This is a genomic window from Canibacter zhoujuaniae, assembly GCF_011752015.1.
GTDB lineage: Bacteria > Actinomycetota > Actinomycetes > Actinomycetales > Microbacteriaceae > Canibacter > Canibacter zhoujuaniae.
The window spans coordinates 725,152-736,901 of sequence record NZ_JAAIKA010000001.1 but is presented as its reverse complement, the minus strand read 5'-3'; the positions used below and the strand labels follow the sequence as shown (position 1 = coordinate 736,901).

Genomic DNA, 11,750 nt, shown 5'->3' with positions numbered 1-11,750 from the left:
TCACTACTGATAGGATAGAAGTCCGTGGGTAATACAGCTAAAATCACAAAGCAAATTTTCGTTACCGGCGGTGTTGTGTCATCGCTTGGCAAAGGTTTGACGGCGGCGAGCCTCGGTAATCTTCTGACGGCACGCGGTCTGCGCGTTGCGATGCAAAAGCTTGACCCGTATCTGAATGTCGACCCTGGCACAATGAACCCGTTTCAGCACGGTGAGGTTTTTGTGACCGACGACGGCGCTGAAACCGATCTCGATATTGGCCACTATGAGAGATTTCTCGGACACAATCTATCAGGTGCTGCTAACGTCACAACCGGCCAAGTCTATTCAGAGGTAATAGCCGCCGAACGCCGCGGTGACTATCTTGGGCAGACGGTGCAGGTGATCCCGCACATTACCAACGAAATTAAGCGTCGTATGCGTCTGCAGGCGGAAGAAGACCCGCAACCAGACGTGATTATTACAGAAGTTGGCGGCACTGTTGGTGATATTGAGTCGCAGCCCTTCCTCGAGAGCGCTCGTCAGGTGCGACATGAGCTAGGCCGAAACAACGTGATCTTTGTGCACGTCTCACTGGTGCCGTTCATGGGGGCCTCGGGTGAGCAGAAGACCAAACCCACCCAGCACTCTGTAGCGGCTTTGCGTTCAATAGGTATTCAGCCGGATGCGCTCGTGCTGCGCAGTGATCGGCCGGTCACACCCGACAACCTTGCCAAGATTGCACTCATGTGTGACGTTGACGAAAAAGCGGTTGTTAACGCGATAGATGTGCCAAGCATCTACAATCTACCAAGCCTTTTGCACTCCCAAGGTCTTGACGAGACAATTGTGCAGCATCTGCAGCTGCAAGACAAAGCTCGGGAAGTGGACTGGACCCGGTGGCAGCCGGTGCTTGATGCGGTAGAGAGCCCGAAGCATGAGGTCACCATCGGTCTGATCGGTAAATACATCGACCTGCCAGACGCCTACCTCTCAGTTACTGAAGCATTGCGCGCCGGTGGTTTTGCGCACGGTTCAAAAGTCAACATTAAGTGGATTGTGTCAGCCGATTGCGAGACTCAAGCCGGCGCTGCAGAGCAGCTCAGCGACGTCGATGCAATCTGTGTCCCCGGTGGTTTTGGAGTGCGCGGTGTTGACGGCAAAATTAGTGCGTTGCGCTACGCGCGCGAAAATAAAATCCCGACCCTCGGTCTCTGCCTGGGGCTGCAGGCAATGGTGATGGAATACGCGCGCAATATCGCCGGGCTTAAAGGCGCAAGCTCCACTGAGTTTGATCCCGAGACGCCAGTGCCGGTTATTGCAACAATGGAGGAGCAACTGGCGCACATCGACGGTGGTGATCTCGGTGGCACCATGCGGCTCGGACAGTACGAAGCAAAGTTTACTGAAGGATCGCTCGCAGCAGAACTGTATGGCGCAGACAGCGCTATGGAGCGGCACCGGCACCGCTACGAGGTAAACAACAAATACCGTGAGCAGATTGCGAATGCCGGTCTTATTTTCTCAGGCACCAGCCCAGACGGTCAGCTGGTTGAGTTTGTTGAACTGCCACGCGAGGTGCACCCATTCTATATTTCAACCCAGGCGCATCCTGAGCTAAAGAGCCGCCCGAGCGATCCGCATCCGCTGTTTGCTGGTTTGGCTGGCGCAGCTATTGCGCGTAAGACCGGTGCTTAGTCCGGAAGCGGGAGCCAACAGATATCTTAAATATCTGTCTCTTGAACGGCGGATCAGAAAAAATACGCAGCTGGCCTATGAGCGAGACCTTGCAGTTTACTGTGAGTGGCTGCGGGCGCAGCAGATCGACGATCTTGAGGCGGTCACAAAGGCGCACCTGAGTGATTTTGTAACCACAATTTCAGCGGAGCGGCGCGCAAGTAAAGCAACGCTAACCCGTCGTATTTCGACCGTGCGCGGTCTGCATCGGTTTTTGTATCTTGAAGGGTGTGTGACTGAGTTTGCTGCCAGTGCATTGCGCTCCCCAAAGCCTGCAAAAAATCTGCCGTACGCCCTAACCATTAGCGAAGTTGAATCTTTGCTCGCAGCGGTTGGCGGTGATGGCGCAAAGGACGCAGCCGCATCCCCTGTTGCGCTGCGCGATCGCGCACTGCTTGAGCTTTTGTATGCCAGCGGGATGCGTGTTAGTGAGGCGTTGGCGCTTGATGTTGATGATCTTTTCAACACAGATGGTCAGGCGTTTGAAAACTTGGCTGACGGCGGCTTTATTCGTGTGCAGGGAAAGGGTGGAAAGCAGCGGCTTGTGCCGTTTGGTTCGTATGCTGGCCGTGCGTTAGGGGCCTACCTCACAAGAGCACGGCCGATTTTTGCGACGCAGAGCGAAACTGGCAGGGCGAAGGCCGACGCCCGCGGTGCGCTGTTTCTCGGTCCCCGCGGCGGGCGGGTGAGTCGGCAGACGGCTTGGCTGGTGATTCAGAAAGCGGCAGAAGTTGCGGGGATTAAGCAGAAAATTTCCCCGCACTCACTGCGGCACAGTTTTGCAACACACCTTCTTGAAGGGGGTGCGGATGTGCGGGCAGTGCAAGAGCTGCTCGGTCACGCGAGCGTGAACACAACCCAGATTTATACCCATGTGTCCCGGGCGACACTGCAGGAACACTATCAGCTAGCGCATCCACGCAAATAGTTTTGTTTATAGCTAGCCGCACCACGAAGCAACGGTGCCCGGCAGGGTAGCAAGCAGCACCCCAGTGCTGCGTGCTATAACGGCCTGCTGCGGGGTAGCGGATGCTTCACCGCTGTCTGCTGGCACCACCTCAACGGCAACAAACTGTTTGTTTGGGCTCAAACAAATACGTGAAACTTTCGAGCTTGGTGCTGCGGGCTGGTAAATAATCTCACCCTGTGCGTTAACAACAGTGCGCTCAGATTCAATATGCAGCTCGGATCCGTTCCACTGCGGTTTACTGCGATCCGCCAGCGGAATCCAAGGATCGTCTGTCAGCTGTGGTACGCCATCAAGCCCAACCGTATAGTGGTCACCGCTCTGGGTTAGCACGTGCGCTGTGTTGCTATTTTGCTCGAAATACCAGTCTGCAACCTTTAGCTGGGTCACTTCATCAAGCTGCACAACCCGCCCACCGAAGGTGCTAATGTTTGCGAGCGATTGCAGTGCCAACACATCGTGTGACACCAGGTCATATTTCATGCCAAGCAGGGTGCCATCGGGACTGAATTGAATTTGATGATCGCGCTCTGACTTAAAAATCGGCAGCTCGACTTGTTCGGAGCTGTCCTGCTGTTTCACTGTCAGCACGAAGTCGCCGGTAGCTCGCTCGCGGGCGGCCGCAACCCAGTTTCCGCCAACTGCGTAGTCATAGATCCCGTCTGCTGTAAGCACCTCTTTTGGCTTTCCCCCGGGCACTTCGTATGCGACGATTCTGCTGCCTGGGCCATCTCCGACGCGAGTCACAAGGCGCTGCGCAGCTGTTTTAAAGCTTGTTGAAAACACGCCAGAAGCCCCGGTGGCAAGGCTGGTCGCGTCACCGCTGACGCGATATTCCTGTGCAGCCAATAGCGGCTCGTGAAAGGTGACGGTGATTTGCGCGCCGCTCGCACTAACATCAAACTTTGGGGAGTGCGTTTCTGAGGCAATCGCCAAGTTTGTGGGCGCGGCAGATAGTGGCTGGTTAAACGTCAGAGTGAGTCGCTGCCCGGCAAGTTCCACAACTCTTTCCGGCTGGATCCCGGTATCGCGCAGCTGCGGTGCGCGCACGGCCCCGGTTGCGGCACCGGCTACCGTGAGCAGCAAGAGAACTAAGCCAGTTAGCGCTGCCACCAGTTGAAAACGTCTTTGCGGTTGTGCGCCCGTCATAGACCGCTCCCGTCAGTTGTTAGGTACGGGTTTGCGGGCTCAAGACCGGGGGTTATCGTGTCTAATACAAGCACAGTAGCTGCTGCAGTTTCTGCGCTCGGACTGCTCGCAAAATACCCGGATAGCTGAACCCAATCACCCGCCGTAAAATCTTTCTGCCAATCGGGGGCGTAGACGGTGACGAACACAGCCTGCGCGTCAACAACACAGCAGGTGACACTGTATCGGGTGAGACGGAAAAAATCCTCCGGCACATCAGGGTCTGGTGTTATGAAGCCCAAGAGCTTTGCGCTGCGCCCGGCGAGCGCCGTTGCATCGGCGCCGGTAGCAAGCTCCTGCGCCCAATCCAGCACAGTGCGATTTTCATCTGCGACATCTGAGACTGGCGGTGCAGCTGGTGTGCTGCTGCCAGAAATAGGTGTGTTGCTTGTTGAGAGCGCACGATCCGTAGAGAGCGTGGCGGTGGGCAGCAGCACCAGGGGAACCACGAGCAAGAACGCGATAAATCCCCCAACAGTTTGCAGCGCAGAGCTGCGATTCGGTTGCGCTTGTTGCGCCCGTTGTCTGCGAGCTGCCGCGCTGATTATTAACGGCAGTGCGATAATCGCCATCGCGGTGGTAAACAGGGTGTAACGCGGATGCACATACATCCCCAACTTCCCCGTCAGCACAAGATAAATAAGAGTTGCGATGCCGACGATGGCCAGTGCCCAGCCGATCAGCTCAGACTTTAGGAGGGGTGATTTTTTAGACAAAGAGATTCACCCCAAATCCGATTGCGAGAGCCCCAAGCAGAGCGAGCGCGGTGACAGCAGCGAGAGTTCTCGTGGTGAACGTTGTGCGCAACAGGAGCAGCATTTTAATGTCGATCATCGCCCCAAAAATCAGGAAGGCGACGATCCCGCCAGGTAAAAAGATGCTTGCGAATGCGAGCATGAAGAAAGCGTCAACGGTTGAGCAGATCGAAACGGTAAACGCGAGAACTGTCAGGGCAAGCACACTGTAAATCGGGTGTGCGCCGAGAGTCGCCAGAAAATCAGTTGGAATTCCCGTTTGGATCGCCCCCGCCAGCAGACTACCGAGCGCTAGGGCGGGCATGAGCAGCAGGAGCTCGCTTGTAAAACTTGCGGATGCGCGCTGCCATTGCGACTTCCAAGGTAGTTTCGCGGCATCGCTGCTGTGCTCATGAGCGTGATCGTGGCTCGCGCAGCTGACCGCAAAGTCTGGCTCTAAAATAAGCTGCTGATTACTGTGGTGTGAGAAAACCCAGCCAATCAGATTGGCTATCAGAAAGCCCCCCATAATGCGTGCAATGAGGATGCCATCACCAAACCCAAACGCCTGATAGGTGGTGATGATTGTGACCGGATTGAGAATCGGTGCGGCGAGCACGAAAGTGAGGGTCTCAGCGGGTGACAAACCTTTGCGCAGGAGTCCGCGCGCGAGGGGAACGTTGCCGCACTCACACACCGGGAGCACAACACCGAGAATAGAAAGCGCTGCGCGGCGCAGCACAGCGTTTTTAGGGAGCAGCTTGAACAGCATCGTGGCGGGCACCCACAGCTGCACCGCAACTGCGATGAGCGCCCCCAAAATCACAAACGGCAGTGACTCAATGAACACCCCGGCTGCCAGGGTGCCAAGATCGCGCAACACCGTTGGCGCAGCTGTCGCGGGCAGACGATCTGTTGCAAAGCGCAGGATGAGAACGCAGATAATGGTGAGGGCAACCCCAATCGCCCCGCTGCGAAGCAGATTGTGAGGAGCCTTAGTAGTATCGCGCATAGGTATGTCTAGGTTAGAGCTTGCAGCGCGGATCCGCCCGCAAAAATGCCGATAATCTCGGGTAGGATTGATTAGAACACCCGGTAGTGGAAAGGATCCCCAGTGGTTGCGAAAAAGGAGATCGGCCCGACTGGTCGCCCAGAACGCTTTTTTGCTCCGCCAGCCAAGCTCGCCAAGCACGGCCCGGCGCGTATCATTTCGCTGTGCAACCAAAAGGGCGGGGTTGGTAAAACAACCACTTCTATTAACCTTGGGGCGGCTCTCGCTCGCTACGGTCGCAAAGTGCTCGCGGTGGATTTTGACCCCCAGGGTGCGCTGTCTGCCGGTCTCGGTGTGCAGGCGCACGACGTGCCAACTATTTATGACCTGATGCTCGGCAGCGTGAAAGACCCGCACGATGCGATTCAAACAACTGCGGTAACAAACCTAGACGTGATCCCCGCCAACATTGATCTGTCAGCGGCTGAAGTGCACCTGATAAACGAGGTTGCACGCGAGCAGATTTTGGCTGGTGTGCTGCGTAAAGTGCAAAACGAATATGATGTGATCCTGGTTGACTGCCAACCGTCACTCGGCCTGCTTGCTGTCAATGCGCTGACTGCGAGTCACGGGGTTTTGATACCTCTGGCGTGTGAGTATTTTGCGCTGCGCGGTGTTGCGCTTCTTATTGACACCGTTGAGAAAGTGCGCGACAGGCTCAATCCAGCGCTTGAGCTTGACGGCATTATCGGCACAATGTACGACAGCCGCACTCTGCACTCGCGAGAGGTGCTGGAGCGGGTCGTTGATACCTTCGGCGACAAAGTGTTTGACACTGTTATTGGTCGCACAGTGCGCATCCCCGACGCCTCTGTTGCGGCGAAACCGATCCTCGATTATGCGCCGGACAACGCCGCAGCCGAAGCCTATCTAAAACTCGCGCGTGAAATGGTTGTGCGCGGGGTGGTTGTGTAACGTGACGCAGACAGAAGAAAGGCTGCAAAAAGCGCTCGCCAACGCCGGCATTGCCAGCCGCCGCGCCTGCGAGATTCTGATTACGCGCGGCCGGGTGCGCGTTAACGGGCGGATCGTAACCGAACTCGGCACTCGCATCAACACCGAAACTGATGAGGTGCGTGTCGATAACACCGTCGTGCAGCTGGATGTCGCAAAACGCTATTTCGTGCTCAACAAACCAACCGGCGTTGTCTCCACGATGTCAGACGATCAGGGGCGGCGCGATTTGAGCGAATACGGCGCCGAGATCGGGGAGCGGCTCTACAATGTTGGCCGGCTCGACACCGACACCTCAGGGCTGTTAATCATGACAAATGATGGCAGCCTCGCACACAAACTGGCGCACCCAAGTTTTGGGGTCGAGAAAACCTATGTTGCAAAAGTGCGGGGGCTGGTGGTGCCGGGCACAGTCAAAAAGCTGCTGCATGGGTTCGAACTTGACGACGGCTATATTCAGGCGGACGCTGCGAAGGTGCTCCCCGGCAGCAACCGCGATTTTTCACTCATTGAGCTGACCCTCCACTCCGGTCGTAACAGGATCGTGCGCCGCATGCTGGCAGCGGTCGGTCACCCCGTGGTTGCGCTCGTGCGCCGCCAGTTCGGGCCGCTCCACCTAGGCTCCCTAGCATTGGGGCAGATGCGTGAACTCTCGACCGGAGAGCGTAATGCGCTGCTGACCGCAGCTGAGACTGACACAAAAACTAAACGCCCGGTGACTGCCGGTCGCCCCGGTGACGGTGCCGGCGCACGCGGGCTGCGTGGAGTGGCAAAGCCGAAACCGTTGCGCCAGAAGGCAGCTAAAAGAGTGACAAACAAAAAAGCTTCAAATGCGCATAAAAAAGGTGTGCGCAAATGAACTACGGGGGATCGGCCGTGACAGGATTGGCCAATCGGGTGACCGGCCATGTGCACATTATCGGCGCCGGGCTGCTGGGTGCCTCAATTGGGCTCAACCTCACCCAGAAGGGCACAGTTGTAACACTCGCAGACAACTCGCCAACGGCGCTTGCGCTCGCCTCCGACTACGGCGCTGGCACCCCGCTAACCGATGAGATCCTCAGTGCCGTGGGTGGTCCGCAGCTGGTGATTGTTGCAACCCCACCAGAAACTGTTGCAACGGTGGTTGCCGCAGCGTTAAAAACCTGGCCTAAAGCGGTGGTTACAGATGTTGCCAGCGTGAAACTGCCTGCGCTCAGAGAATTGCGTGCCGCAGGGATCGACACCACCCGCTATGTGGGATCACACCCGATGGCCGGTCGTGAAAAGGGAAGCGCAGTAATGGCGCGCGCAGACCTGTTTGTCGGCCGACCTTGGGTGATCTGTCGCGATCAAGAGACCCCCGCTGCTGCCCTCAACGCGGTGGAAGCGCTCGCGATTGAACTCGGAGCCGTGCCAACCGAGTGGGAGCCGCAGGAGCACGATGCGGCGGTGGCGATGGTGTCGCACCTGCCGCAGATAGTTGCCAGCGTGCTCGCCGCCCAGCTCAATAAAGCGCAGGCGCGCAACCTCAACCTGTCGGGTGGTGGTGTGCGTGACACAACTCGTATCGCCAAAAGCGACCCGGAGCTGTGGGTGCAGATTTTAGGAGCAAACCACGCTGAAATAGCGCCGTTGCTGCGTGGTTTTGCAGAGGATCTAGAGACAGTCGCCACAGCCATTGAAAACCCAGACCAGCGTGGGTCACGCAGTGCGCTCGCAGATCTTATCGACGCGGGTAATCGAGGGGTTGAAAGACTTCCCGGAAAACACGGCTCCACGCTTGCCTTCGCGAATCTGCAGGTTATTGTCGCTGACAGCCCCGGTCAGCTTGCGCGCCTCCTGACAGACCTGGAAGAGCTGAAAATTAATATGGAAGATCTTCGTCTCGAACACTCACCCGGCGCAGAAATCGGTTTTGCGAACGTTGCGGTGCTTCCTGAGGTTGCCGACCGTGCTCGGACAGCGCTCGGGGAGCGTGGTTGGAGGATCCTGTGACATGCGAAAAGCCGATTATCGTTGCGATCGATGGCCCTGCCGGTAGCGGGAAGTCATCGGTTGCGCGGGCGGTAGCTGAGAAACTCGGTTACGGTTTTCTTGACACCGGCGCCGCCTACCGTGCGCTCACATGGCTGCTGCTGCAACAGGGGGCGCTCGCAGGCCGCGCCAACCTTGCAGCAGATGCGCTTGCGGTGCTAAAAAATTGGCAGCTTGAGCTGCCTCTTGCAGCAGACGGTGAGATTCGGCTGAACGGCCAAAATATAGCGGCGCAAATCCGAGATCCAAAAACAACCGAAGCTATTAAGCATGTGTCTGCGATTGCAGCTGTGCGTGATGAGCTAAACCGTTGGTTTCGGAAATATGTATCTGTGAGCGGGCTGCCCGGAGTTGTTATTGAAGGGCGTGACATTACGACAGTTGTGATGCCGGATGCCAAGGTGCGCATAATTCTGACAGCCAGCCCCGAGGTGCGCGCCGTCCGCCGTCAAAAACAGCTGCCGCAGATGACTTTTGCGCAGGTGTTAGAAGATCTGCGGGTGCGAGATGAAGCTGATTTAAAGGTCGTAAATTTTATTGATCCGGCACCCGGTGTGAAACTGATTGACACCAGTGAGCTTGATTTTGCTGGCTCGGTAGCGGCGGTTGTTGAGTATGCCCAGGAACGCGCCGGTAAGCTGGGGTAGTTATGAATGAAGAGCAGAATTACGAAGCTGACGCTAACAGCGGTGAGTTGATCGAAGGTGACTTCGACGACATAGATTTTGAGGCGCTGGCAGATGCGGTGACCGATGAAGAGCGCACCGAAATGCTGCGCTCAAGCCTTGCGGATTTTGACTTAAGCGAAGAAGATCTTGAGCTGCTGGATGTTGAAACGCCGCTTGAGTTTGCAGAGCATTTTGAAAACCCGCCGGTTGTGGCTATCGTTGGTAGGCCAAACGTGGGCAAATCCGCGCTCGTGAATCGTATTATCGGTCGCCGTGAAGCGGTGGTTGAAGATGTGCCCGGTGTTACTCGCGATCGTGTGTCATACAGCGCGCAGTGGCAGGGACGGAAATTTACGCTGGTTGATACTGGCGGCTGGGAGCCCGATGCTAAAGGGATCGACCGCTCTGTAGCGCTGCAGTCTGAGGTTGCTTTGGAACTGTGCGATGCCGTGCTTTTTGTGGTTGATGCGCGGATTGGTGCGACGGCAACCGATGAGCGGGTTGTGCAGCTGCTGCGCCGCACGAAGAAACCAGTGTTTCTTGTTGCAAACAAGGTTGATGATGCGGTGCTTGAACCAGAGGCCGCGGTGCTGTGGTCGCTGGGGCTCGGTGAACCGCACCCAGTTTCTGCGCTGCACGGCCGTGGGGTGGCAGACCTCCTTGATGCGCTCATGCAGAAGCTGCCGAAAGAGTCTGCTGTTGCTGTGCCAAAAGCCGGCGGACCGCGCCGCGTGGCACTGTTGGGGCGCCCCAATGTTGGGAAGTCTTCGCTGCTGAATAAAGCCGCTGGTGAAGAGCGTGCGGTTGTGAGCGATCTTGCCGGCACCACCCGCGACCCGATCGACGAGCAGGTGGAGATCGCTGGACGCATCTGGACGTTTGTTGATACCGCAGGTATCAGGCGGCGGGTGCATATGACTAAGGGAGCAGACTTCTATGCTTCACTGCGCACAGCAACCGCGTTAGAAAAGGCTGAGGTTGCGGTTGTGCTGCTCGATGTCACAGAGCCGATTAGCGATCAGGATCTGCGCATTATTGATCTTGTGCTGGAGTCTGGCCGTGCACTTGTGCTGGCCTTTAACAAGTGGGATCTGCTTGATGATGAGCGGCGACGCTACCTTGAGCGGGAAATTGAGCAGGATCTCTCGCACGTTGATTGGGCGCCGCGTGTGAACATTTCGGCGCGCACCGGCCGGCATCTTGAAAAACTGGTGCCGGCTCTGGAGCTTGCGTTGGAGAGTTGGGATACGCGCATTCCAACAGCGAAATTTAATGCTTTCTTGGCGGAGCTAGTGCAGGAGCATCCGCACCCACTGCGCGGTGGTAAACAGCCGCGAGTGCTTTTTGGCACTCAGGTCTCAAACCGCCCACCAACTTTTGTTTTGTTCACTACCGGGTTTTTGGATCCGCAGTACCGCCGCTTTATGCAGCGCCGTCTGCGTGAACGCTACGGGTTTGAGGGATCGCCGCTGGTTGTGAATATGCGGATCCGTGAAAAAACACCGCGCGGTCGTAGATAGCTTGCGCTGTGTGTGGCGCACTGGTTGGGATGCAGAATTTATTGCTGCATCTTGCCCTAATGCTGCAGGTTAAGCGCTAGAATGGGTTGGTTGAAGTTTTCAACTACGGGCTATAGCGCAGCTTGGTAGCGCACTTGTCTGGGGGACAAGGGGTCGTCGGTTCAAATCCGGCTAGCCCGACAAAAAAATATTTCACTAGGGTTTTATTTTCCTTACGGGCCCCTAAACCTAGGCAGAAAATACGACCTATTTTCGTTTTATATAGCGCAGCATGCCGTCTGCTGCTGGATACTCCTGTGCAGACGGGCTGTTTTCAAGTGTGCGCGCAATATCCACAAGCGACCAGCCCTCATCCATGATGAAAACTGTTTCAGTGGTTTTGATCTCGGGCCATTGGGAGAGCTTGTTCGTCACAAGATTGTGCACGCCAGACACGCTAGTTGTGCGCACCAGCAGCATGCAGTCATAGCTGCCGGTGATGACCGCAAAATAATCAAGCTCCGCTAGATCCACAAGCTTTTCTCTAAATCTTTGCCACTGATTTTGCTGCAGTGACACAAACACCAACGCACACACCCCAACTCCCACCGCGTTGAAGTCGATGTCGATTGTCGCGCCTATAATCACCCCGGCCTCTTTTAACGCCTCAAACCGCTGATATGCGTTGGACCGTGAAATGCTGAGTTTTTCGGCGAGCGCTGCTATCGAGAGCCTGCTGTCTCTGCGCAGCAGGTCAAGCATTTGCAGATGGGTGCTATCTAATTTCATGGTTAGATTATTCCAAAAATATGCGTTAAAACAGCGAAAAATCTGGAAAATATGTAATCAAATTGCGAGAAGTAGTGTACGAAACTCCAAATTTTCCTATTTCTCTTGGATCTCTTGGGAAATTTCCAGTAATTTTAAAACAATCTCTGAAACATGTGCTGGTTTAGA

11 protein-coding genes and 1 tRNA gene are annotated in these 11,750 nt (G+C 56.1%); 8 read left to right on the top strand and 4 right to left on the bottom strand.

Features of this window, described 5'->3' with window-relative positions:
* The first annotated feature begins 24 nt into the window (after positions 1–24).
* Both HCQ99_RS03395 and HCQ99_RS03390 read left to right on the top strand, forming a co-directional pair.
* A complete protein-coding gene (locus HCQ99_RS03395) occupies positions 25–1,677 on the top strand; it encodes a CTP synthase (RefSeq protein WP_279586868.1) in 1,653 nt (550 codons plus the stop codon).
* Positions 1,655–2,644: a site-specific tyrosine recombinase XerD gene (locus tag HCQ99_RS03390; protein WP_243854777.1), complete on the top strand. Its 990-nt coding sequence runs from the start codon at positions 1,655–1,657 to the stop codon at positions 2,642–2,644. Before HCQ99_RS03395 ends, HCQ99_RS03390 begins: the two co-directional genes overlap by 23 nt.
* 12 nt (positions 2,645–2,656) lie before the next feature.
* Here HCQ99_RS03390 and HCQ99_RS03385 read toward each other — a convergent pair whose 3' ends face one another.
* Genes HCQ99_RS03385 through HCQ99_RS03375 form a run of 3 tightly spaced genes read right to left on the bottom strand, consistent with a single transcriptional unit; the run spans position 2,657 to position 5,617 of the window.
* A complete protein-coding gene (locus HCQ99_RS03385) occupies positions 2,657–3,832 on the bottom strand; it encodes a hypothetical protein (protein ID WP_166985715.1) in 1,176 nt (391 codons plus the stop codon).
* Positions 3,829–4,587, bottom strand: coding sequence for a TIGR03943 family putative permease subunit (locus tag HCQ99_RS03380; RefSeq protein ID WP_166985713.1), 759 nt, complete (start codon positions 4,585–4,587; stop codon positions 3,829–3,831). The genes HCQ99_RS03385 and HCQ99_RS03380 overlap by 4 nt, the downstream gene beginning before the upstream one ends.
* On the bottom strand, positions 4,580–5,617 hold the full coding sequence (locus HCQ99_RS03375) for a permease (protein WP_166985710.1): 1,038 nt from the start codon (positions 5,615–5,617) through the stop codon (positions 4,580–4,582). The genes HCQ99_RS03380 and HCQ99_RS03375 overlap by 8 nt, the downstream gene beginning before the upstream one ends.
* Positions 5,618–5,719: 102 nt before the next feature.
* On the opposite strand from HCQ99_RS03375, the gene HCQ99_RS03370 reads away from it, so the two are divergent.
* The 6 genes from HCQ99_RS03370 to HCQ99_RS03345 all read left to right on the top strand — a co-directional run bounded on the left by HCQ99_RS03370 (position 5,720) and on the right by HCQ99_RS03345 (position 10,994).
* The gene (locus HCQ99_RS03370; protein ID WP_166985708.1) at positions 5,720–6,571 is read left to right on the top strand and encodes a ParA family protein; all 852 of its coding nucleotides are present in this window, start codon (positions 5,720–5,722) and stop codon (positions 6,569–6,571) included.
* The gene (locus HCQ99_RS03365; RefSeq protein WP_166986558.1) at positions 6,564–7,469 is read left to right on the top strand and encodes a pseudouridine synthase; all 906 of its coding nucleotides are present in this window, start codon (positions 6,564–6,566) and stop codon (positions 7,467–7,469) included. The genes HCQ99_RS03370 and HCQ99_RS03365 overlap by 8 nt, the downstream gene beginning before the upstream one ends.
* Entirely contained in the window at positions 7,466–8,587 is a 1,122-nt protein-coding gene (locus HCQ99_RS03360) for a prephenate dehydrogenase (protein WP_166985706.1), read from the top strand. The genes HCQ99_RS03365 and HCQ99_RS03360 overlap by 4 nt, the downstream gene beginning before the upstream one ends.
* Complete coding sequence (gene cmk, locus HCQ99_RS03355) at positions 8,584–9,273, top strand: (d)CMP kinase (protein WP_208317152.1); 690 nt, start codon at positions 8,584–8,586, stop codon at positions 9,271–9,273. Before HCQ99_RS03360 ends, cmk begins: the two co-directional genes overlap by 4 nt.
* A 2-nt stretch (positions 9,274–9,275) precedes the next feature.
* The gene (gene der / locus HCQ99_RS03350) at positions 9,276–10,814 is read left to right on the top strand and encodes a ribosome biogenesis GTPase Der (RefSeq protein WP_166985703.1); all 1,539 of its coding nucleotides are present in this window, start codon (positions 9,276–9,278) and stop codon (positions 10,812–10,814) included.
* 106 nt (positions 10,815–10,920) lie between these two features.
* Positions 10,921–10,994 (top strand) — tRNA-Pro (locus tag HCQ99_RS03345).
* Between the two features lie 66 nt (positions 10,995–11,060).
* Here HCQ99_RS03345 and HCQ99_RS03340 read toward each other — a convergent pair.
* Positions 11,061–11,582, bottom strand: coding sequence for an Lrp/AsnC family transcriptional regulator (locus HCQ99_RS03340; protein WP_166985699.1), 522 nt, complete (start codon positions 11,580–11,582; stop codon positions 11,061–11,063).
* Between the last annotated feature and the right edge of the window lie 168 nt (positions 11,583–11,750).